Raw genomic sequence first — 23,068 nt, forward strand, 5'->3', positions numbered from 1 at the left:
ACGCCATGAATGTCCTGTCTTCCGTCGACACCAAGAAGGCTGAGGCTGCCGAGGTCGTGGATGAGCTCTGGTACAAGGATGCCGTCATCTACCAGCTCCACGTCAAGGCCTTCGCCGACAGCAACAATGACGGCATCGGCGACTTCGCCGGATTGACCGAGAAGCTGCCCTATCTCCAGGAGCTCGGCGTTACCGCGCTGTGGCTGCTGCCGTTCTATCCCTCGCCCGGCCGCGACGACGGCTACGACATCGCCGATTACGGCGCGGTCAATCCCGATTTCGGGACGATGAAGGACTTCAAGCGCTTCATCCAGGAGGCGCAGAAGCGCGGCTTGCGCGTCATCACCGAGCTCGTCGTCAACCACACCTCGGACCAGCACAAATGGTTCAAGCGCGCCCGGCGCAGCCACCCGGGCTCCAGTGCGCGCAACTGGTATGTCTGGAGCGACACCGACCAGAAGTACCAGGGCACGCGCATCATCTTCACCGACACGGAGAAATCGAACTGGACCTGGGACCCGGAGGCCGGCGCGTTCTACTGGCACCGCTTCTTCTCGCACCAGCCGGACCTCAATTTCGACAATCCGCGCGTGGTCAGCGCCATCATCCAGGTGATGAAGCGCTGGCTCGACGCCGGCGTCGACGGCTTTCGGCTCGATGCCATTCCCTATCTGTGCGAGCGCGAGGGCACCTCGAACGAGAACCTGCCCGAGACGCATGCGATCATCAAGCGGCTGCGCCAGGAGCTCGACGCCTACTCCAAGGGCAAGCTGCTGCTGGCCGAGGCCAATCAATGGCCGGAGGACGTGCAGGAATATTTCGGCCGTGGCGACGAATGCCACATGGCCTACCATTTCCCGCTGATGCCGCGCATCTACATGGCGATCGCGCAGGAGGACCGCTTCCCGATCACCGACATCCTGCGCCAGACGCCCGACATTCCCGCAAGCTGCCAATGGGCGCTGTTCCTGCGCAACCACGACGAGCTGACGCTGGAGATGGTCACCGACGTCGAGCGCGACTATCTCTGGACCACCTACGCCAACGATCCGCGTGCGCGCATCAATGTCGGCATCCGCCGGCGCCTCGCGCCGCTGATGGACAACGACCGCCGCAAGATCGAGCTGATGAACTCGCTGCTGTTGTCGTTCCCGGGAACGCCGATCATCTATTACGGCGACGAGATCGGGATGGGCGACAACATCTATCTCGGCGACCGCAACGGCGTGCGCACGCCGATGCAGTGGAGCCCGGACCGCAACGGCGGCTTCTCGCGCTGCGACCCGGCCCGCCTCTACGCGCCCCCGATCATGGATCCCGTCTACGGGTACCAATCCGTGAACGTGGAGGCGCAGTCGCGCAGCCTGTCGTCCCTGCTCAGCGCCACCAAACGGCTGATCTCCGTGCGGAAGTCGACGCTCGCCTTCGGCCGCGGCACCATGACGTTCATCCGACCGGCCAACCGCGCCGTGCTCGCCTATGTCCGGCAGTACCGCGACGAGGTGATCCTGTGCGTCGCCAATCTCTCGCGTGCCGCGCAGGCGACGGAGCTCGACCTGTCGCCATGGAAGGACCGTATCCCCCAGGAGATGCTCGGCCGCACGCGCTTCCCCGCGATCGGCGAGCTGCCCTACATGATCACGCTGGGGCCGTACGGCTTCTACTGGTTCCAGCTTCAGGAGCGCGACAAGTCCGAGCCGGTGACGCCGCGCGCGGTGCCGGAGTTCGAGACGCTGGTGGTGCCGGTGAACTCGAACTGGGTGTCGCTCGCCCGCGAGCGCGGCGTGTTCGAGCGCGACGTGCTGCCGGGATTCCTGGCGCGGACGCGCTGGTATCCCGAGAACGATCCCAAGCACATCCGGACCACGTTGACCTCCGCGGTACCGTTCAGCGACATCGGCGACAACAGACCCTGGATCGCGTTTTTCGAGACGACCCGGGACGAGGTGACGACGCGGTATGTGATGCCCATGCAGATCGAATGGGTGCGCTTCGACCGCGAGCGCTTCAACCCCAGGGCGCTCGCCGCCGTGCGCCAGGGTGCGCGCGAAGGCACGCTGCTCGACGTCGCGACCGACCAGATCTTCATCGGTCTGTTCTTGCGAGGTCTGTCGCAAAACCTGGTCGTGGACGAGAACAATCTGCGGCTGGAATTCAAGGCGACCAGTCGTTTCGCCGACTACACCATCAAGGAGCCCGAACGCATCCGCGCGATCGAGCAGTCGAACAGCACCGCGCTGGTCGACAACAAATACGTCGCCAAGATCTATCGGCGGCTCGAAAGCGGCATCAGCCCCGAGATCGAGATCGGTCACTATCTCACGGAAGTCGCCCGCTTTGCCAACACGCCGGCACTGCTCGGCAGCGTCGAGCTGGTCGACGGGAGCCAGCGCAGCGCGCTTGGCGTGCTGCATGCCTATGTCGAGAACCAGGGCGACGGCTGGACCGTGACCACGGGATATCTCGACCGCTATATCGACGAGCAGCGCGTGGCACCGGCCGATGAGATGCCGCGCGAAACCCAGGAGCAGGCGCCCTATCTGCATTTCATCGCGCAGATCGGCCGGCGGCTCGCCGAGCTGCATGTCGCTCTCGCCGCGGCAGAGCCCGCCGATCTCGCACCGGCGCCAATCGATTCCGCCCAGATCAGGGGCGCGCTGACCGATCTCAAGGCGCGTGCCGAGCGGGTTCTCGAGCTGCTGGCCGACAGCCGCGACGGGCTGCGGGAGACGGACCGGCCGCTGATCGACCGGCTCATCGCCGCACGCGCGGAACTGTTCGACCGCCTGAATGCGCTCTTGCCATCCGACATCGGCGGGTTGAACATCCGTCATCACGGCGATTTCCGGCTCGGGCAAACTCTGATCGTGAAGGACGATATCTTCATCATCGACTTCGACGGCGACCCACGCAGGCCGCTGGCCAATAAGCGGCGCAAGGCGCCGGCCGCCCGCGACGTCGCCGGCCTGATCCACTCGATTGACCTTTCAGTCCACGCGGCGCTGAGCCGCGCGCGCACGGGCGCTTCGGACGAGCAAGACCGCATCGTGGCCGCGCTCGACGAATGGCGTGAGCGCGCCACCGCGACCTTCCTGTCCGCCTACCGCGAAGCCATGACCGACCGCAGGCTATGGCCGAAGGATCGGTCGTCTGCCGACGGCCTGTTGAGATTTTACCTGCTTGATCAAGTGTTCGATGAACTAGAGTACGAACTGTCCCACCGGCCTGAGGGGCTCCATGCGCCGCTGACCGGACTGCTTCGCATTCTGTCCAGTGCCGAGAGCGAAGCCCATGCCTAAATTGCCTGCCGAGGCCTATGCGATCATCGAGGGCCGCCACTCCGATCCCTTCCACTATCTCGGGCTGCATCCCGAGGGTGGTCGAAGCGTGGTGCGCGCGTTTTTGCCCGAGGCCGTGAATGTCGAGGCAGTCGGCGAACATGGCGAGGTCGCCCCGCTCGACCGCGTCCACGACGCCGGTCTGTTCATCGGCGCCCTGCCCAATGGCTCGAAGCACTACCAGCTCCGCGCAAAGTTCGGCAACGACGTCGTCGAGTTCGAGGATGCCTACCGTTTTCCACCGATCCTGACCGATTTTGATCTCTATCTGCTCGGCGAAGGCACCCATCAGCGCATCTACGACAAGCTCGGCGCGCATCCGATGCAGCTCGAGGGCGTCGACGGCATCGGCTTCGTGGTGCTGGCGCCGAATGCGCGCCGCGTCTCCGTGGTCGGCGACTTCAACTTCTGGGACGGTCGGCGCCATCCGATGCGGGTGCGTGGCAGCGGCTATTGGGAACTGTTCATCCCGCATGCGAAGTCCGGCGATCACTACAAGTTCGAGATCATCGGCCCGCATGGTCATCTGCTTCCGTTGAAATCCGATCCGCTGGCATTCGCGAGCGAGGTGCGGCCGAAGACGGCGTCGATCGTATTCGACGAAGCGCACCTGCCGCGGCCGCGACCGGCGCCCGACGGCATCAATTCACTGTCGGCGCCGATGTCGATCTACGAGGTCCATCTCGGCTCGTGGCGGCGCAAGAACGACAATGAGTGGCTGACCTATCGCGAGCTGGCCGAGCAGTTGCCGGCCTATGCCCGCGACATGGGCTTCACCCATCTCGAATTTCTTCCCGTGAGCGAGCATCCCTTCGACGGCTCGTGGGGCTACCAGCCGACCGGCCTCTATGCGCCAACCAGCCGCTTCGGCACACCCGACGAGTTTGCGATACTGGTCGATGCCTGCCACCGCGAAGGAATCGGCGTGCTGCTCGACTGGGTGCCCGGTCATTTCCCTGATGATCCGCACGGGCTTGGCCATTTCGACGGCACCTCGCTTTACGAGCATGCCAATCCGCTGCAGGGGCGCCACCTCGACTGGGGCACGCTGATCTACAATTACGGCCGCACCGAAGTGACGAACTTCCTGGTGTCGAATGCGCTGTTCTGGCTGGAGCGTTATGCGATCGACGGCCTGCGCGTCGATGCGGTCGCGTCCATGCTCTATCTCGACTACAGCCGGCCGCCCGGCGCGTGGATTCCGAACCAGTACGGCGGGCGGGAGAACATCGAGGCGATCAACTTCCTGCGCCGCTTCAACACGGAAGTGTTTGCCCGCTTCCCACAGGCGACCACGGCCGCCGAAGAGTCCACCGCCTGGCCGCAGGTCTCGCGCCCGGTCGAATTCGGCGGGCTCGGCTTCGGATACAAGTGGAACATGGGATGGATGCACGACACGCTGAGCTACATCAGCAAGGATCCGATTTACCGCAAGCACCACCACGGCGAGATCCTGTTCGGCCTGCACTACGCGTTCTCGGAAAACTTCATCCTGCCGCTGTCGCATGACGAGGTCGTGCACGGCAAACGCTCGATCCTTGGCCGCATGCCCGGCGACGAGTGGCAGCGCTTCGCCAATTTGCGCGCCTATTACAGCTTCATGTTCGGCCATCCCGGCAAGAAGCTGCTGTTCATGGGTGCGGAAATCGCGCAGAGCCGGGAATGGAATCACGACCAGTCGCTCGACTGGCATCTGCTCGAATACAAGTACCATTCCGGCGTCCAGGCGCTGATCCGGGACCTCAACCGGCTCTATCGCGCGGTACCGGCGCTGCACCAGATGGATTGCGACCAGGGCGGTTTCGAATGGCTGATCACCGATGACGCCAACCGCAACGTGTTCGCCTGGCTTCGAAAGGGATTTGACGAGCACGCGCGATGCCTCGTCATCGTCAACTTCTCACCCAACGTCTATCGCAACTATCCCATCCGCGTACCCTTTGGCGGCAAGTGGAAGGAAGTGCTCAACTCGGATTCCGCTCATTATGGCGGCAGCAATGTCGGGAATATCGGCGAAGTTCATGCCGATGAGGGCGGCGAGCTCCGTCTCACTATTCCACCGCTCGCCGCAACCTTCCTCGTTCCGGAAAGCTGACTGATGCGCCTGACTGCTGGATCGCCCGCACGCCTCGGCGCAAGCTGGGACGGACGCGGCACCAATTTCGCGCTGTTCTCCGCCAACGCGCAGAAGGTCGAGCTCTGCCTGTTCGACGCACAAGGCCGCCGCGAGCTCGAGCGCGTCGAATTGCCAGAGAAGACCGAGGATGTCTGGCACGGTTATCTCAACGACGTCTCTCCCGGCCAGCTCTATGGCTACCGCGTGCACGGCCCGTACGAGCCCGAGCACGGCCATCGCTTCAACGCCAACAAGCTGGTGCTCGACCCCTATGCCAAGCGGCTTGCCGGACGCCTGGTCTGGAGCGATGCGCATTTTGCCTACCGCACCGGAAGCCCGCGCGAGGACCTGTCTTTCGACCGGCGCGACAATGCGCGGGGCATGCCGAAGGCCGTCGTGGTCGACGAGACCTTCAACTGGGGCCGCCGCGAGATCCGCCCCAACATCCCCTGGGAAGACACCATCATCTACGAAGCCCACGTCAAGGGCCTGACGCAGAAGCGCGACGACGTACCGCCGAATCTGCGCGGCACCTATGGCGGCCTGTCCTCGCCGGCGATGATCGAGCACCTGAAGAAGCTCGGCGTCACCACGGTCGAGCTGTTGCCGATCCACAGCTTCGTCGACGACCGCATCCTCGTGGAAAAGAAGCTCGCCAACTACTGGGGCTACAACACGCTGTCCTTCTTCGCGCCCGAGCCGCGCTACGCCCAGGACAACTCACTCGATTCCTTCCGCACCACGGTGGCGCGGCTGCACGACGCCGGCATCGAGGTGATGCTCGACGTCGTCTACAACCACACCGCCGAAGGCAATCACCTCGGCCCGACGCTGTGCTACCGCGGCATCGACAATGCCTCCTATTACTGGCTGAACCGCGAGAACCCGCGCTACTACGACGACTTCACCGGCTGCGGCTCATCCGTGAACCTCACCCATCCGCGCGTGCTGCAGATGGTGATGGATTCACTTCGCTACTGGGTCGAGGTCTGCCACGTCGACGGCTTCCGTTTCGATCTCGCCACCACGCTGGCGCGCGGGCCGAACGGATTCGATCGCGGCAGCTCGTTCCTCACCGCGGTCCGGCAGGATCCCGTGCTGGCGACCGTCAAGCTCGTCGCCGAGCCGTGGGACCTCGGCCTCGGCGGCTACCAGGTGGGAGCCTTTCCCTCGCAATGGTCGGAATGGAACGACCGCTATCGCAGCGCCATGCGCCGCTACTGGAGCGGGGAAGGCAGCCTGATCGGCGACATCTCCAGCCGCATGACCGCGTCGTCCGACCTGTTCAACCACGACGGACGGCGGCCGCGCGCCAGCATCAACCACATCACCGTCCACGACGGCTTCACGCTCGCCGACCTCTTCAGCTACAACGAGAAGCACAACGAGGCCAACGGCGAGGACAATCGCGACGGCTCCAACGACAATCACAGCAACAATTGCGGCGTCGAGGGTCCGACCGACGATCCGAACATCATCAGCCTGCGCCGGCAGCTGCGCAAGAACGTGCTCGCCTGCCTGATGCTGGCGCAGGGCGTTCCGCTGATCCTCGCCGGCGACGAGGTCGGCAACTCGCAATCCGGCAACAACAACGCCTATTGCCAGGACAACGAAGTCGGCTGGGTCGGCTGGGACAATCTCGGCAAGGAGGGCGACGACATGGTCGACTTCGTCGCCCATCTCGCCGATATCCGCCGCCGGTTCTCACAGCTGCGCAGCCATCGCTGGCTCGATGGCCGCCCCAAGGACGGCATCTCCTACGGCGCACTGTGGCTGACGCCCGCCGGCCACGAGATGACGGAAAATGACTGGAAATTCCCGGAAGGCAGGTTCCTCTCCTATGTGATGGGGCCGATGGAACCGGGTGGGGCTGCGATCTTTATCGTACTGAACGCCGCTCCCGAAGAGATCGCATTCAAATTGCCCCAAATGACCGAATACAAAAGCTGGCAGCAGATCCTGAACACGACCGATGCCATGCTGAATACGATCGACTTCCTGCCCGGGAGCGACAGCAAGGCGCCGCCGCGCTCCGTGCTCGCCTTCGCGGGGGCGCCATGAGGCCGTCCTTCGGGGCGAGGCCGACGAAGGACGGCGTGTCATTCCGCCTATGGGCGCCCGCCGCGCGCCGCGTCGACCTCCTGCTCGACCGCAGGCACGCGATGCAGCGCCGACAGGATGGCTGGTACGTCGCCGATATTGCCGGCCTCGCCGCCGGCAGTCCCTACAAATTCAGGATCGACGACGAGATCGACGTGCCGGATCCTGCTTCGGCTTTCCAGCCCGAGGACGTGTTCGGCCCGAGCGAGGTGATCGATCACGACGCCTTCGTCTGGCGCGCGCGCGAATGGCGCGGCCGTCCCTGGGAAGAGACCGTGCTGATCGAGACCCATGTCGGCACCTTCACGCCCGAGGGCACCTACCGCGCCATGATCGACAAGCTCGATCATCTCGCAGCGACCGGCATCACCGCGCTGGAATTGATGCCGCTCGCCGATTTCGCAGGACGCCGCGGCTGGGGCTATGACGGCGTGCTGTGGTATGCGCCCGACAGCGCCTATGGCCGGCCCGAGGACCTGAAGACGCTGATCGACGAGGCACATCTGCGCGGGCTGATGGTGTTTCTCGACGTGGTCTACAATCATTTCGGCCCCGAAGGAAACTACCTCGGCCGCTATGCGCCGACCTTCTTCACCGATGCGCACACGCCGTGGGGCAGTGCGATCGATTATCGCGTGCCGCAGGCGCGAGCCTTTGCCGTCGAGAACGCGCTGTCCTGGCTCAGCGACTACCGCTTCGACGGCCTGAGGCTGGATGCCGCCAACCACATCATGGCGATCCCCGGCGAGCAATCGATGCTGCAGGACCTGAGCGTTGCCGCCGGCGAGCTCGCCAAGGCCACCGGACGCCGCATCCATCTCGTGCTGGAGAACGGCGACAACCGCGCCAGCCTGCTCGACGCCGCGCAGGAGCCGCCGAACGGCAAGTATCGCGCACAGTGGAACGACGATTATCATCACGTCTGGCACGTGATGCTGACCGGCGAGCATGCCGGCTATTATGGCGACTACCAGACGCCGCGCATGGACCTCGCGCGCGCGCTCGCCTCGGGCTTCGTCTATCAGGGCGAGATCTCGGAGTTCTGGGGCAAGAGGCCGCGCGGCGAGCCGAGCGGTGAGCTGTCGCCGGCGACCTTCGTCAATTTCCTGCAGAACCACGACCAGATCGGCAATCGTGCGCTGGGCGAGCGGCTGGAAAGCCTCGCATCGCCAAAGCAGATCGAGGCTGCGCTCGCAGTGACCCTGCTCGCGCCGATGGTGCCGATGCTGTTTCAAGGCGAGGAATGGGGCTCGACAGTCCCCTTCCCGTTCTTCTGCGATTTCCAAGGTGGACTCGCCGAGGCCGTGCGCAAGGGTCGCAAGCAGGAATATGCCTGGGCTTACGAAAAATACGGCGACGAGGTGCCCGACCCGCTCGATCCGGCAACGCTGCAATCCGCCGTGCTCGACTGGACCGGCCGCACCCCGCAACAGGATGCGCGGCTCGCCCTGGTGAAAGACCTGCTCGCGCTGCGTCACAAGGAGATCATCCCCCGGCTCAAGGGCGCAAGCTTCGGCGACGCCGAGGCCGCCGATGACGGCCTGCTCACCGCGCATTGGCGGATGGGCGACGGCACGACGTTGCGCCTTGTCGCCAATCTGTCGGATCACGAGATCACCTCCTCCCTCAGCGCGGGCACGCCGATCTGGGGCGGCGCCGGCGAGCGGCTCCCGCCCTGGTCGGTGGTCTGGCGTCTCGGAGGTTGAGATGCCTCCTGCCATTCCGCTCGCAACCTACCGGCTTCAGCTCACCGCGGATTTCGACTTCGACAAGGCCGCTGCGGTCGTCCCCTATCTCAAGGCGCTGGGGATCACGCATCTCTACGCCTCGCCGGTGATGAAGGCGCGCAAGGGCTCGACCCATGGCTATGACACCGTCGATCACAGCCAGTTCAATCCCGAGCTCGGTGGCGAGGCCGGCTTCGCACGCCTGAGCGAGGCGCTGATCAAGCACGACCTCGGGCTCATCATCGATTTCGTGCCCAACCATGTCGGCGTGCATTTCGCCGACAATCCCTGGTGGCTCGACGTGCTGGAATGGGGCCAGGCCTCGCCACACGCTGCTTCCTTCGACATCGACTGGGATCAACTGGCCTTTCGTGCCCGCGGCGGCGTGCTGCTGCCGATCCTCGGCTCGTCCTACGGCGAGGCGCTGGAGCGCGGCGACATCGAGCTGCGCTACGATCCCGATGAGGGAAGCCTTTCGGCCTGGTATTTCGAGCATCGCCTGCCAATCGCACCGGAGCGTTATGGCGAAGTTCTGCGCGTGATCGTCAAGGAGGCGGACGCGGCGGAAACGCCGGCCGGCAAGCGCCTGCTGTCACTCGCGACCCGCTACACGGGGCTGCGCCGTCCCAATCGCAAGGAAGCTCCCGGCTTCAAGGCCGAGCTCAAGGAGATCGCCGGCGCCGCCGACATCATCGGTCGCGGTCTCGCCGCCTATCGTGCCGGCAAGGACCGCCCGGCGCAGACGCTGACGCTGCATCATCTCCTGGAGCGCCAGCACTACAAGCTCGGGCACTGGCGGCTTGCCTCCAGCGACATCAACTATCGCCGCTTCTTCGATGTCAACGGGCTCGCGGGACTGCGCGTCGAGGACGCGAGCACATTTGCCGCCACGCACAGGCTGGTGAAGCAGCTCATCGCCGACGGTAAGTTACAGGGAATCCGGCTCGATCACATCGACGGCCTGCGTGACCCCGCACAATATTGCCAGCGACTGCGCCGGCTGGTGCGCGACGCCCAAAGCAATATCGTCCAAGGCAACACAAAGCCATTCTATACGGTCATCGAAAAGATCCTGTGCGAGCACGAGCGCCTACCGAAGTTCGCCGGCGTCCAGGGCACCACGGGCTACGAATGGATGAACGTCATCACCCATGTGCTGGTCGATCCCAAGGGCCTCGAAGCGCTGGACGAGACCTGGCGGCAGATCAGCAACCGGCCGCCCCGGCTTGCGCCTTACGTCAAGGACGCCAAGCGGCGGGTGCTGGAGACGTTGCTCGCCAGCGAATTCACCGTGCTGTCGCGTCTGCTCGCGCGTATCGCCAACGGGCATTATTCGACACGGGACTTCTCGGCCGACAGCCTGCGGCAGGCGCTCGAGCTCTATGTGCTGCATTTCCCGGTCTATCGCACCTACCTGACGCACAGCGGCCCGACGGCACCGGACCGCAAGCTGATCGAGGACACCATCGAGCGCGCCCGCGGCGAGTGGTTTGCCGCCGACGAAGGCATCTTCGACTTCCTGCGCGATGCCCTCACCATGGACCTGCTCAAGCCCGGCCGTCCCCCGCACAGCGCCCCGCGCGTGCGCCGCTTCGCGCTGAAGGTGCAGCAATTCACCGGGCCGATGATGGCGAAGTCGCTCGAGGACACCGCATTCTATCAATTCCACCGGCTGCTTGCGCTGAACGAGGTCGGCGGCGATCCCGCGAGCACCGGCCTCGGCATTCCCGCCTTCCACCAGACCATGCAAGCCCGCGCCAGGGAATGGCCGCAAGGCATGACGGCAACCGCCACCCACGACACCAAGCGTGGTGAGGATGCGCGCACACGCATCGCGGCGCTCAGCGAAATCCCCGGTGAATGGGCCAGCGCGGTGGCGCGATGGAAGGTGCTGAACGCGCCGCATCTCACGCTGCACGGCAATTTCCGCGCGCCGTCGGCGACGTTCGAATACATGCTCTACCAGACCCTGCTCGGCGCCTGGCCGCTTCAAGCGCCGGCCGATGCCGCTTTCGCCGAGCGCATCCAGGCCTATGCCCTCAAGGCCGCGCGCGAGGGCAAGGAGGAGACGAGCTGGCTCAACCCGCATGAAGCCTATGAGAGCGGCATACGAGACTTCATCGAGAAGATCCTCGACGCCGCCCGGTCCGCGGAATTCCTGGAGGCATTGCAAACGCTGGCTCGCCGCGTCGCGCTGCTCGGCACGTTGAATTCGCTGAGCCAGCTCACGCTCAAGGCGACGCTGCCGGGCGTGCCGGACTTCTATCAAGGCACCGAGTTCTGGGACCTGTCGCTGGTCGACCCCGACAACCGCCGTCCGGTCGACTTTGCCGCACGCCACGCGGCGCTGACCTCACTGGAAGCTCCGGACTGGAGTGGCCTGATCAAGTCCTGGCCGGACGGCCAGCTCAAGCTGGCCTGGACGCGGCATCTCCTCAAGCTGCGCAATGAGCTTGCCGACGTCTTCACGCAGGGCGACTACCAGCCGCTGGGCGTCCGGGGCGCACATGCCGACCATGTCATCGCCTTTGCGCGCCATCATGGCCGCGCGGTCGCGATCGTCGTGGTCGGGCGTCATTTCGCGCCATTCACCCAGGCCGGCCGGGAATGGCCCGCGCCAGAGAGCCTGGACGCGACTATCGACGTCACGGGCTACTCCGTGCCCGGCCTTGCCGGAAACGACTTGCCGCTCGCGCAGGCGTTCCGCGATTGTCCCGCCTCGGTCATCGAGGCCCAAACCGCAAACGCCATCAGACCATCGCGACAGCGCGTACGCGCCTAAGCTTACTTTCCCTCGTCTTTGGTCAGCAGCAACTGGCCGCGCTTCCTGATCGCCGCCTGCGCCATCTCGGCAAAGCGCTGCAACAGCCAGGGCAGCACCACCTCGACCTTCACATGGTCGTCGGCGACGTCGACCTGGCCCGTCGCGATCTGCCCGAGCGCGCGGATGCGGAAATTCATGCTGTCGCCGCTCCAGCGTTCCTCCTCGACCTGCATCACCGGAATGCTTGCAGCGGCGCGGCCAAGCCCCGTCTTGAGCCGGCGTACCGCCTCCTCGCGGCCGAGACGGTGTGGGATGGAAACGACAAGCGGTGCTGACATGATCTCTGTCCAGTGATGGCTCATCAACATAGTCATGGCCGCCGGCCTACAAAGGTTCCATGCATGTTGGACCGTCGGCCTTGTTTCAACGTGGGAACTTTACAACCTGCGGCAAGTTGCACCCGCAGGACGGGATAGATGCAAACAACCCTTTCGACAAAGGGCTGAGGAGATTCGCATGTCAATCGGCACAATCATTCTGATCATCCTGATCATCGCCCTGCTCGGCGGCTTCAGCGGCATCGGCGGCGGACCGTTCTACGGCACCGGCTATTACGGCGGCGGCGGCCTTGGGCTTGTCATCGTCATTCTGCTGATCCTGCTGCTGATGGGACGGATATAGTGAGGCGGTCATTCCGGGGCGCGCGCAAGCGCGAACCCGGAATCTCGCGCCGCAAACCTCTGGATTCCGGGTCTGCGCATCGCGCAGCCCGGAATGACGTTTTGGAAAGCGGCCTCTACTTCACTTTCGACGCCAGCTTCTTCATCGCCGCCTTGATCGAAGCGGCGGCATCGTCATATCCCTCCCATGCTTTCGATCGCGGCAACAGCGCCGGCACGGTGCGCAGCGTGTAGCGCTTGGGATCGAGATCGCTCTTCACCTGCGCCCAGGTCAGCGGCATCGATACCGTGGCCCCGGCGCGCGCCCGCGGCGACAACGGCGCCACTGCCGTCGACATGCGGTCGTTGCGCAGATAATCCAGGAAGATCTTTCCCTTGCGCAGCTTCTTCGACATGTTGAGCAGGTAGCGTTCGGGATCGTCGTCGGCCATCCACTGGCAGACGCCTTGTGCAAACGCCTTGGCATCCTTCCAGCTCACCTTGTCGCGCGAACCGTGGAGCAGCGGCACCACGACGTGCAGGCCCTTGCCGCCCGTGGTCTTGCAGAAGCTGTCCATGCCGATGTCGGCGAGCCGCTGCCGCATCTCCTTGGCCGCCTCGACGACGTCGGCGAACTCGACGTCGGGCGCGGGATCGAGATCGAACACCAGCCGGCCCGGCGTGTCATAGGCATAAGGCGCGCAATTCCAGGGATGCAGCTCGACGCCGCCGATCTGCGCCACGGCGGCGAGCCCCTCGATCCGGTCGATCTGAAGGTAGGGCTTGCGATCGCCGGAAACTCTTGCGAGCTCCAGAAGGTTCGACGTCCCCTGCATCGCATGGCGCTGGAAGAAGCATTCGCCCTTGATGCCATCAGGCGCGCGGATCAGCGAACACGGCCGGCCCTTGAGATGCACGATCATCCATTCGCCGACGGCTTCGAGATAGCGGGCAAGGTCCAGCTTCGTGACGACGCCGCCATCGCCGTCGTCGGGCCAGAGCTCCTTGTCCGGCTTGGAGATGACGACGCCCATGACCTCGGCATTTTGAGCGGTCTGCTTCGGTTGCCGGCCCGCCTTCGTGCGCGTCGCCTTCCTGGCGGAGGGCTTGGCGAGCTCGGTATCGACAGGCGTCTCCGCCTCGACCTCCTCGGCCGGCTTGTCCTGCCGCAATCCCTTGAACGCCGCCTGGCGAATATTGCCGTCGGCGGTGAAGCCGGCGAACTCGATCTCCGCGACGAGCTCCGGCTTCAGCCAATGCACGTCCCGGGTCTTCTTCGGCGCATTCTTGCCGCCGAAGGGGCTTTCACTGGCCGTCATGGCTTTCAACGCAGGCATGATGCGCTTGACCTTGTCCGCGCCAAAGCCGGTGCCGACCATGCCGACAAAGGCGAGATGATCGCCGCGCTGCACGCCCGCCATCAGCGAGCGAAACTTGCCGCTCGTGGTCTTGTAGCCGCCGATCACCACCTCGTGGCCGGCGCGGCATTTCGACTTGACCCAGCTCTCGGCGCGCCCCGAACGATAGGGCGCGTTCAGCTTCTTCGAGACCACGCCCTCGAGCTCGAGCTTGCAGGCCGATTGCAGCACGGCATCGCCGCCGCTCTCGAAATGCTCGACATAGCGGAGCTGGCTCGCTTTCCGCTTGCGCGATTCCAGCAGCTTCTTCAGCTGCGCCTTGCGCTCCTCGAGCGGCAGCCGGCGGTAGTCCTGGCCTTCCGCGAACAGAAGGTCGAAGGCAAAGAAGATCAGCTCGTCGGTCTTGCCGTCGGACAACGCAGCCTGCAGCGAGGAGAAGTTCGGCGCGCCATTGTGGTCGAGCGCGACGATCTCTCCGTCGATCATCACGTCCGGCAGCGCGGCTGCTTCCTTGGCAATGGAGCCGAACTTCTCGGTCCAGTCGAGACCTTTGCGCGTCTTCAGCGTCGCCTCGCCGTCCTCGACCCGCAGCTGCACGCGATAACCGTCGAACTTGATCTCGTGGCACCAGCCCTCGTCGGCCGGCGGCCGCTCGACCAGCGTGCAGAGCTGCGGCGCCACGAAATCCGGCATCGCCGAGACCTTCCTGGCGTTGGTCGCGGTCGTGGCACTTTTTTTCGCCGCTTTGCCGCGCTTCAACGCGGTGCGCGGCGCCGGCTTCACCGTGCGCCCTTTCGTCTCCTCGGCACGGTTGGACTGCCAGACCGCGTCGGCCTTGCCCTTGGTGCCCTTGGCCAGCATGAACGGCTTCGGCGCGCGGCCCTTGCCTTCGGCGATCTGCTCCATCGCGCGGCCGGAGGCGACGGACTTGTCCTGATCGAGAACGTCGTTGTCCGCGCCTTCGCGGACATATTCGTCGCGATGCTTGATCAGGAGCCAGTTGGTGCGCTTCTCGCCGCCCCGGTTGCGCATGCGCACCAGCACCCAGCTTCCATGCAGCTTCTCGCCGTGCAACGTGAACTTCAGGTCGCCCTTCTTGAAGCCGGCTTCCGGATCGTCCGACTCCCACGTGCCGCGGTCCCACAGCATCACCGTGCCGCCGCCATATTGCCCTTCCGGAATCGTGCCCTCGAAGTCGCCATAGTCGAGCGGATGGTCTTCCACCTCGACCGCCAGCCGCTTGTCGTGCGGATCGAGCGATGGCCCCTTCGTCACCGCCCAGGACTTGAACACGCCATCGAATTCGAGCCTGAGGTCGTAATGCAGCCGGCTCGCGTCGTGCTTCTGGATCACGAAGCGCCGCTGCTTCGATGGCGCGACTGCTGTTTTGCCCGATGGCTCGGGCGTCTTCTCGAAATCCCGCTTCTGTCGGTAAGTGGAGAGTTTTTGCAGCACGACCGGTCCCGCTTCTCTTTCGGCATTAAGCCTATCACGGCGAAAGTCCCGCCCGGAACCAAAACCCTATGGGACGGTTGGGGTTCCAAAACGCCTTGAAAACGCTGGAGAATGGAATGGCACCGCGCGCCTATTGGAAGGGAACGTTGAAGCTGTCGCTGGTCAGCTGCCCGGTCGTGCTCTATCCGGCGACGACGGCGGCCGAGAAGACGCGGTTTCACCTGATCAACCGCGAGACCGGGAACCGGCTCAAGCAGCAGATGATCGATTCCGAGACCGGTGACGTCGTCGAGAGCGACCAGAAGGGGCGCGGCTACGAGCTGCGCAAGGGCAAATATGTGGAGATCGAGCCGGAGGAGCTCGAGGCGGTCCAGATCGAGAGCAATCACACCATCGACATCGAGAGCTTCGTGCCGCGCGATGAGATCGACCAGCGCTACCTCAACCATCCCTATTACATTGCGCCCGACGGCAAGGCCGCGGTCGACGCCTTCGCGGTGATCCGCGACGCCATGAAGGACGAGGAACGCGTCGCGCTCGCCAAGATCGTGCTGACCAACCGCGAGCACGTGATGGCGATCGAGCCGCTCGGCAAGGGCCTGCTCGGCACCACGCTGCGTTTCCCCTACGAGCTGCGCGAGGAGGACCAGTTCTTCGACGACATCAAGAGCCCGAAGATCACCAAGGACATGGTCGAGCTCGCCGGCCATATCCTGCGCACCAAGGCGGCGCATTTCGACCCCGGCAAGTTCAAGGACGAATACGAGGACGCGCTGAAGGCCCTGGTGAAGCGCAAGGCGAGCGGCAAGAAGATCGAGCTGCCGGAGCCCGAGGAACGACCCAGCAACGTCGTCAGCCTGATGGATGCGCTCAAGCAGAGCCTGAAGGGACGCGGCGGCAAGAAGACAGCGACGAAGTCACATCCGCGGCGTGCGACCGGACGGCATCGCGCCGCCAAGAAGACGCACCGGACAGCGGCGAGGCACCGGAAGGCGGGTTAATCCGTCATTGCGGAAGCAGGCGTGCGCCACAACCTCGGTCGTCATGCCCGGGCTTGACCCGGGCATCCATCCTCGCATGCCGATAGACGTGGATGGCCGGGTCAAGCCCGGCCATGACGAGTTTGCCTCAAGCCAGCACCCGATGCCGCCGAGCTACGCTCAATCCCCCGCCTTCAGCCGGTATCCGATCCCTGTCTCCGTCAGCACATATTGCGGCCGTTCCGGGTCGGATTCGATCTTCTGCCGAAGTTGGCGGACATAGACGCGCAGATACTGCGCATCGGTCAGCTCGTCCCATAGCTCATTGAGCAGGAAGCGGTGGGTGAGCACCTTGCCGGCATGCTGCACCAGCACGCGCAACAGGTCATACTCCTTCGGCGAGAGCTTCACCTCGCGCTCGCCGACCTTGACGATGCGGCGGACGAGATCGACCGAGAGATCGCCGGTGCGGAACACAGGGCGCTCGCCCTTGACCTGAAGCTGGTGGCGCAACGCGGCGCGCAGCCGCGCCAAAAGCTCCTCCATGCCGAACGGCTTGGTCAGATAGTCGTCGGCGCCGAGATCGAGCGCCTGCACCTTGCCGGCCTCGTCGCCGCGGCTCGACAGCACCACGATCGGCACGGCTTCGTTGCGGGCGCGAATGGTGCGGAGCAGTTCGTGCCCCTGAACGTCGGGCAGGCCGAGATCGAGGATGATCAACGCCGGCCCTTCCTCGAGCTTCTCCAGCGCAGTCCTGCCGTTCGACGCCTCCAGGATCTCATAGCCCTGCGTGCTCAATCCCACCCGCAGCAATTTGCGGATCGGCGGCTCGTCGTCGATGACCAGGACCTTGATCGGAGCAGCGCTCATGCGGCGGTATCCAATGCGTGGCTCGCTGCCGGGATGGACAGGCGAATGGTGAGGATCGCGCCACTCCGCTCGCTGCGATTGGCAGCGGAGATCGTACCGCGCATCGCCTCGACGAAGCCACGGGAGATGGCGAGCCCGAGCCCGGTGCCGGGACGGACGTGATCGCCTTTCTGCACGCGATAGAACTTGTCGAACACGCTCTCGAGCTCGTCGGGCGGAATGCCGGCTCCCTCGTCGGCGATCTCGAGCACGACATGCCCGCTCTCGCACCGGCCGCGGATCGAGATCGTGGTGTCGGGTGGCGCGTATTTGGCGGCATTGTCGAGCAGATTGAACAGCACCTGCTCGAACAGCACGGCATCGAGCTGGAGCATCGGCAGATCGGGAGCCAGCATCAGCTCGACCTTGTGGCGGTTGAGTATCTTGCTGGCGCGCCGCAGCGCGCTGCCGACGATCTCGCCGAGATCGTGCAGCGCCGTGTTGGGCACGATGGCGCCGGATTCGAGCTTGGTCATGTCGAGCAGATTGGCAATGAAGCGGTTGAGCCGCTCGGATTCGTCGATCACGGTGGCGAGCAGGTCGCGTTTCTCGGTGTCGGAAAGGGCGCCGGCGAGATCGCGCATGGTGGAGGCCGCCCCCAAGACAGATGCGAGCGGCGTCTTCAGATCATGCGAGATCGAGGTCAACAGCGCCGAGCGCAGCCGTTCGGATTCGACGGTGCGCTTAATGCGGTCCATGTCCTCGACCAGCAGCACGCGCTCGATCGCGAGCGCGCCCTGGTCGACCAGTGCATCGAGCAGCCGGCGCTGGTCCGGCGTCAGCAGCGGGCCGGTACGGTCGTTGTCGATGCCGATGACGCCGATCGGGCCACGTCCCGTGCGCATCGGCAGGAACAGCCGCTTGGCGCCTGGCAACGTGTCCGAGCCGCGGCCGGCGGGGCGATCGTTGCTCCAGGCCCAGTTGGCCGCAGCGAGGTCGGCCTGATCGAGCTCATCCTCCGGCGGATAGCCGGACTTCACGGTGAGCAGGCCCTCTTCCGGCAACAGCAGCACCACGCGCACCTTCAGCATCAACGCGATCTGGTAGGCGGTCGCCCACAGCACGTCGTCGAGCGTGGCGGTGCCGGCGAGCTTGCGGCTGAAGGCATGGAGCTGCTCGGTCATTCTGATCCGGCCGATGGCGGTATCGGCCTGGATGCGCACGCGCGCGGCGACATTGGAGACGATCATCGCGACCACCAGGAACAGCAGGAAGGCGGCGACATTGGTCGGGTCTGTGATCGTGAAGGTGTAGAGTGGTGGCAGGAAGAAGAAATTATAGCACAGGGAAGCCGCGACGGTCGCCAGCAGCGACGGCCATAAGCCATAGCGCACGGCAACCGTGACCACCGCCGTCAGCAGCACGAGATCGACGTTCTCGATGCCGAAATGGGGCTGGATCAGCTCCGCGGCGCCGAGGCCGATCAGCACGATCCCGAGCGCCTTCAGATAGGGCAGCGGGTTGAACGGCTCCGAGCGCGCAGCGGTCTGCACCGCGGTCTTGGGCGCGGCCTCGCCCGGCAGCTCGTCACCGGCGATGACGTGGACCGTGATGTTACCGGCGCGGCGCACCAGGTCGTGCACGACGGAGCCACGCGTCATCTCGAACCAGCGCGAACGCGTCGACTTGCCGATCACGATCTGGGTGACGTTGTTGCCTTGCGCGAAATTGACGACGTCATCGGCAATACGCCGGCCGACGGCGGGAATGGTCAGCGCTTCGCCCCCAAGAGCTTCCGCCAGCCGCAACGTGTCGGCCAGCCGATCGCGCTGCTCGTCGGACAATTGCAGGGATCGCCGCGTCTCGATCGAGATCGCGGTGAACGGCGCATGCAGCCGGTCGGCCAGCCGCTTGGTGTAGCGCACGAGGCCGGCGGCGCGTGCATCCTCGCTGATGCAGACGAGGATGCGCTCGCCCGCGGCCCAAGGCCCGGAAATCGCATTCGCCTGCATGTGATTGAGAAGCTGCTCGTCGACCCGCTCGGCGGTGCGCCGCAGTGCGAGCTCACGCAGCGCGGTGAGGTTGCCCGGCGAGAAATAATGCTCCAGCGCTCGCTGGGCCTGCTTGGGCACATAGACCTTGCCCTCCTTCAGCCGCTGGATCAGATCGTCGGGCGTGAGATCGATCAGCTCGATCGCATCGGCGCGGTCGAACACCGAATCCGGCACGGTCTCGCGCACCCTAACATGGGTGATCTGGGCGACGACGTCGTTCAGGCTCTCGATGTGCTGAATGTTGACGGCGGTGTAGACGTCGATGCCGTGGGAGAGCAGCTCCTCCACGTCCAGGTACCGCTTGGGATGGCGGCTGCCTGCCGCATTGGTGTGGGCGAGCTCGTCGACCAGCGCAATCTGCGGCCGCCGCGCGATCACCGCGTCGAGATCCATCTCCTCGACGATCTGGCCGCGGTAGTCCAGCCTCTTGCGCGGGACCACTTCGAGGCCGCGCACCAGCGCCTCGGTCTCGGCGCGGCCATGAGTCTCGACGAACCCGACCACGACATCGATGCCGGCCTTGCGCTTGGCATGGGCGCTTTGCAGCATCTCGTAGGTCTTGCCGACGCCGGGAGCGGCGCCGACAAAAATCTTCAGCTTGCCGCTCGCGCTTTCCTCCCGGCGCGCCGCTTGCAGCAGTGCCTCCGGGGATGGACGTTGTTCGGGGTCGCGGCGCTCTCGGGCCATCGGGACGGCTTGTCTATCCGTTATTTTCTCCGCCTGTCATTTCGCCTCTCCCCGCAAGCGGGGAGAGCGAGAGGAAGGCTTCGCCATCGAATATAATCATCCGCGCGCCGCGAGCCTAGACTGCTACTTCGCGGCGATGCGATCGAGCGCGAGATTCAGCGCCAGAACGTTAACCCTGGGTTCGCCGAGCAGGCCGAGCAGGCGGCCTTCGGTGTTGGCGGTCACAAGCTGTTTGAGCTGATCCTCGGGCAGATTCCGCGCCTTCGCCACGCGCGGCACCTGGAATTGCGCCGCCTCCGGCGAAATGTTCGGGTCGAGGCCGCTCGCCGAAGTCGTCACCAGGTCGACCGGCACGGAAGCGTTCGGATTTTCGATCCTGAGCCCGTCCACATCTTCCTTCAGCCGGTCGGCCAGCGCCTTGCTGGTCGGGCCGAGGTTGGAGCCGCCCGAATTGGCGGCGTTGTAGGGGGCCGACACCGTCTTGGTCGAATCATTCGGGTCTGGCGCAACGGTCGCCGAGAGGCGGCCATGGAAGTATTTGTCGTCCTTGAACTCCTGCCCGATCAGGGCGGAGCCGATCACCTTGCCGTCCTTTTCGATGAGGCTGCCCTGCGCCTGCACGGGAAACAACGTCCCGGCAATGGCGGTCATCGCGAGCGGATAGGCAAGACCGGTGAGGGCGGTGAGCGCCAGCAAGAGGACGATGGCGGGGCGGATTTCTCTGAGCATGTGCTTTCTCCGATTTTTCCCGTCATTGCGAGGAGCGAAGCGACGAAGCAATCCAGACTATCAACCACGGAGGCATTTCTGGATTGCTTCGCTTCGCTCGCAATGACGAATTCAAGCCAGGTGCAAGGCGGTCACGACGAGATCGATCGCCTTGATGCCGATGAAGGGAATGACGATGCCGCCAAGCCCGTAGATCAAGAGGTTGCGCCGGAGCAGCGCGCCGGCACCGACCGCGCGATAGGCGACGCCCTTCAGCGCGAGCGGGATCAGCGCAATAATGACAAGCGCGTTGAAGATGATCGCCGACAGGATGGCGCTCTGCGGGCTCGACAGCTTCATGACGTTGAGCACGTTGAGCTGGGGGTAGAACGCCAGGAACATCGCCGGGATGATCGCGAAATATTTGGCGACGTCGTTGGCGATCGAGAACGTCGTCAGCGCACCGCGCGTCATCAAGAGCTGCTTGCCGATCTCGACCACCTCGATCAGCTTGGTCGGGTTGGAATCGAGGTCGACCATGTTGCCGGCCTCGCGGGCGGCCTGGGTGCCGGTGTTCATGGCAACACCGACATCGGCCTGGGCGAGCGCCGGCGCGTCGTTGGTGCCGTCGCCGCACATGGCGACCAGCTTGCCCTTGGCCTGCTCGTCGCGGATCAGCTTGAGCTTGTCCTCGGGGGTTGCCTGCGCCAGGAAGTCGTCGACGCCCGCCTCGGCCGCAATGGCCGCGGCCGTCATCGGGTTGTCGCCGGTGATCATGATGGTGCGGATACCCATGCGGCGCAGCTCGGCGAAGCGCTCGCGAATGCCGCCCTTGACGATGTCCTTGAGCTGGACGATCCCGAGCAGCCTGCCGTCCTTGGCGACAGCCAGCGGCGTGCCGCCGGACTTCGACACGTCGTCGGCGATCGCCTGGATCTCGCGGCCGAGCTCGGAAAGCGCGGCAGACTGCATTGACCGCGCAATGTTGCCGGAAGCGACCGCGGTCGGAGCGCCGCCGCCGACATAGTTCAGCATGGCATCGACCGCGCCCTTGCGCACCGAAGAGCCGCCGGCATCGACGCCGCTCATGCGGGTCTGCGCCGTGAACGGGATGAAGGTGGCCCCGAGCTCCGCCATGTCGCGGCGGCGGATGCCGTACTTCTCCTTCGCCAGCACGACGATGGAGCGGCCTTCCGGGGTCTCGTCGGCGAGCGAGGCGAGCTGGGCTGCGTCCGCCAGCTCCTGCTCGGTCACTCCGCGGACGGGGAGGAACGCGGTCGCCTGCCGGTTGCCGAGCGTGATGGTGCCGGTCTTGTCGAGCAGCAGCGTGTCGACGTCTCCGGCGGCCTCGACCGCGCGGCCCGACATCGCCAGCACGTTGAAGCGGACCAGGCGGTCCATGCCGGCGATGCCGATCGCCGACAGCAGCGCGCCGATGGTGGTCGGGATCAGCGCCACGAACAGCGCCACCAGCACGATCACCGAGATCGAGCCGCCGGCATAGGCCGCATAGCTCGGGATCGTCACGGTGGCGAACACGAAGATGATGGTGAGGCCGGCGAGCAGAATGTTGAGCGCGATCTCGTTCGGCGTCTTCTGCCGCTCCGCGCCCTCGACCAGCTTGATCATGCGGTCGATGAAGGTCGAGCCCTGGGCTGCCGTGATGCGGACGCGGATCCAGTCCGACAGCACCTGCGTGCCGCCGGTCACCGCCGAACGGTCGCCGCCGGATTCGCGGATCACGGGCGCCGATTCTCCGGTGATGGCGGCTTCGTTGACGGAGGCGACGCCCTCCACCACTTCACCGTCCGAGGGAATCGTGTCGCCCGCCTCGACCAGCACGAGATCGCCGACCTTGAGGCTCGTGCCCGGCACGAGCCTGTAGTCGCGGCCTGCGCCGCTCAGCAGCTTGGCCTGGCTCTCGGTTCGTGTCTTGCGCAGCGTCTCGGCCTGCGCCTTGCCGCGCCCCTCGGCCACTGCTTCAGCAAGGTTGGCGAACAGCACGGTGAACCACAGCCAGAGAATGATCTGGAAGGTGAAACCGAGATTTTCCCCGCCGGTCAGGAGATCGCGCAGGAAGATCACCGTGGTGAGCGCGGCGACGATCTCGACCACGAACATGACCGGGTTCTTGATCGTGGCGCGCGGGTCGAGCTTGGCGAAGGCCGCGCCGATCGCGGGCATCACGATCCTGGGATCCAGCATCGCCGAGACCGGCATGCGCTTGTTGGGTTTATGGACAGATTCCATGGAGGTCACTCCGAAAAAGCTGG

At 64.9% G+C, this 23,068-nt stretch carries 13 protein-coding genes; 7 read left to right on the forward strand and 6 right to left on the reverse strand.

Translation table 11 applies throughout. The features are described 5' to 3' along the window. Positions 1-5: 5 nt before the first annotated feature. The 5 genes from treS to treY are packed head-to-tail and all read left to right on the forward strand — an operon-like array spanning position 6 to position 12,063. Positions 6-3,299 (forward strand): maltose alpha-D-glucosyltransferase, encoded by a 3,294-nt coding sequence (gene treS, locus ABIG06_RS04505; protein ID WP_370134561.1) that lies wholly within the window; start codon positions 6-8, stop codon positions 3,297-3,299. Next, positions 3,292-5,433 (forward strand): 1,4-alpha-glucan branching protein GlgB, encoded by a 2,142-nt coding sequence (glgB, locus tag ABIG06_RS04510; protein ID WP_199752074.1) that lies wholly within the window; start codon positions 3,292-3,294, stop codon positions 5,431-5,433. Before treS ends, glgB begins: the two co-directional genes overlap by 8 nt. A gap of 3 nt (positions 5,434-5,436) precedes the next feature. After that, positions 5,437-7,515: a glycogen debranching protein GlgX gene (glgX, locus tag ABIG06_RS04515; RefSeq protein WP_370134564.1), complete on the forward strand. Its 2,079-nt coding sequence runs from the start codon at positions 5,437-5,439 to the stop codon at positions 7,513-7,515. After that, positions 7,512-9,260, forward strand: a complete 1,749-nt coding sequence (gene treZ / locus ABIG06_RS04520) for a malto-oligosyltrehalose trehalohydrolase (protein WP_370134567.1) — start codon at positions 7,512-7,514, stop codon at positions 9,258-9,260. The genes glgX and treZ overlap by 4 nt, the downstream gene beginning before the upstream one ends. Before the next feature lies 1 nt (position 9,261). Continuing rightward, positions 9,262-12,063 (forward strand): malto-oligosyltrehalose synthase, encoded by a 2,802-nt coding sequence (gene treY, locus ABIG06_RS04525; protein WP_370134569.1) that lies wholly within the window; start codon positions 9,262-9,264, stop codon positions 12,061-12,063. Positions 12,064-12,065: 2 nt separating this feature from the next. Here treY and ABIG06_RS04530 read toward each other — a convergent pair whose 3' ends face one another. Further along, positions 12,066-12,383: a polyhydroxyalkanoic acid system family protein gene (locus tag ABIG06_RS04530; RefSeq protein ID WP_124162518.1), complete on the reverse strand. Its 318-nt coding sequence runs from the start codon at positions 12,381-12,383 to the stop codon at positions 12,066-12,068. A gap of 178 nt (positions 12,384-12,561) precedes the next feature. On the opposite strand from ABIG06_RS04530, the gene ABIG06_RS04535 reads away from it, so the two are divergent. Beyond that, the gene (locus ABIG06_RS04535) at positions 12,562-12,726 is read left to right on the forward strand and encodes a DUF3309 family protein (RefSeq protein WP_008560028.1); all 165 of its coding nucleotides are present in this window, start codon (positions 12,562-12,564) and stop codon (positions 12,724-12,726) included. Positions 12,727-12,841: 115 nt separating this feature from the next. Here the strand turns inward: ABIG06_RS04535 and ligD are convergent, their stop codons facing one another. After that, positions 12,842-15,517, reverse strand: coding sequence for a DNA ligase D (gene ligD / locus ABIG06_RS04540; protein ID WP_370134572.1), 2,676 nt, complete (start codon positions 15,515-15,517; stop codon positions 12,842-12,844). 116 nt (positions 15,518-15,633) lie between these two features. Here ligD and ABIG06_RS04545 point away from each other — a divergent pair, with 116 nt between their 5' ends. Next, positions 15,634-16,518: a Ku protein gene (locus tag ABIG06_RS04545; RefSeq protein WP_124162516.1), complete on the forward strand. Its 885-nt coding sequence runs from the start codon at positions 15,634-15,636 to the stop codon at positions 16,516-16,518. A 159-nt stretch (positions 16,519-16,677) separates the two neighbouring features. Here ABIG06_RS04545 and ABIG06_RS04550 read toward each other — a convergent pair whose 3' ends face one another. The 4 genes from ABIG06_RS04550 to kdpB form a co-directional block, all read right to left on the reverse strand. Beyond that, on the reverse strand, positions 16,678-17,367 hold the full coding sequence (locus tag ABIG06_RS04550) for a response regulator (protein ID WP_370134575.1): 690 nt from the start codon (positions 17,365-17,367) through the stop codon (positions 16,678-16,680). Continuing rightward, complete coding sequence (locus tag ABIG06_RS04555; RefSeq protein ID WP_424578079.1) at positions 17,364-20,087, reverse strand: DUF4118 domain-containing protein; 2,724 nt, start codon at positions 20,085-20,087, stop codon at positions 17,364-17,366. The genes ABIG06_RS04550 and ABIG06_RS04555 overlap by 4 nt, the downstream gene beginning before the upstream one ends. A 123-nt stretch (positions 20,088-20,210) precedes the next feature. Beyond that, positions 20,211-20,816, reverse strand: coding sequence for a K(+)-transporting ATPase subunit C (locus ABIG06_RS04560; RefSeq protein WP_370134578.1), 606 nt, complete (start codon positions 20,814-20,816; stop codon positions 20,211-20,213). Between the two features lie 111 nt (positions 20,817-20,927). Then, positions 20,928-23,045, reverse strand: a complete 2,118-nt coding sequence (kdpB, locus tag ABIG06_RS04565; protein WP_424578080.1) for a potassium-transporting ATPase subunit KdpB — start codon at positions 23,043-23,045, stop codon at positions 20,928-20,930. Positions 23,046-23,068 lie beyond the last annotated feature (23 nt).

The organism is Bradyrhizobium sp. USDA 326 (genome assembly GCF_049739485.1).
GTDB lineage: Bacteria > Pseudomonadota > Alphaproteobacteria > Rhizobiales > Xanthobacteraceae > Bradyrhizobium.

Excerpts from the sequence above, each read along its gene's own strand:
- glgX (WP_370134564.1), top strand. The coding sequence starts at position 5,437 with ATGCGCCTGACTGCTGGATCGCCCGCACGCCTCGGCGCAAGCTGGGAC.
- ABIG06_RS04550 (WP_370134575.1), bottom strand. The coding sequence starts at position 17,367 with ATGAGCGCTGCTCCGATCAAGGTCCTGGTCATCGACGACGAGCCGCCG.
- treZ (WP_370134567.1), top strand. The coding sequence starts at position 7,512 with ATGAGGCCGTCCTTCGGGGCGAGGCCGACGAAGGACGGCGTGTCATTC.
- ABIG06_RS04545 (WP_124162516.1), top strand. The coding sequence starts at position 15,634 with ATGGCACCGCGCGCCTATTGGAAGGGAACGTTGAAGCTGTCGCTGGTC.
- glgB (WP_199752074.1), top strand. The coding sequence starts at position 3,292 with ATGCCTAAATTGCCTGCCGAGGCCTATGCGATCATCGAGGGCCGCCAC.
- ABIG06_RS04535 (WP_008560028.1), top strand. The coding sequence starts at position 12,562 with ATGTCAATCGGCACAATCATTCTGATCATCCTGATCATCGCCCTGCTC.
- kdpB (WP_424578080.1), bottom strand. The coding sequence starts at position 23,045 with ATGGAATCTGTCCATAAACCCAACAAGCGCATGCCGGTCTCGGCGATG.
- ABIG06_RS04560 (WP_370134578.1), bottom strand. The coding sequence starts at position 20,816 with ATGCTCAGAGAAATCCGCCCCGCCATCGTCCTCTTGCTGGCGCTCACC.
- treY (WP_370134569.1), top strand. The coding sequence starts at position 9,262 with ATGCCTCCTGCCATTCCGCTCGCAACCTACCGGCTTCAGCTCACCGCG.
- ABIG06_RS04530 (WP_124162518.1), bottom strand. The coding sequence starts at position 12,383 with ATGTCAGCACCGCTTGTCGTTTCCATCCCACACCGTCTCGGCCGCGAG.
- ABIG06_RS04555 (WP_424578079.1), bottom strand. The coding sequence starts at position 20,087 with ATGGCCCGAGAGCGCCGCGACCCCGAACAACGTCCATCCCCGGAGGCA.
- treS (WP_370134561.1), top strand. The coding sequence starts at position 6 with ATGAATGTCCTGTCTTCCGTCGACACCAAGAAGGCTGAGGCTGCCGAG.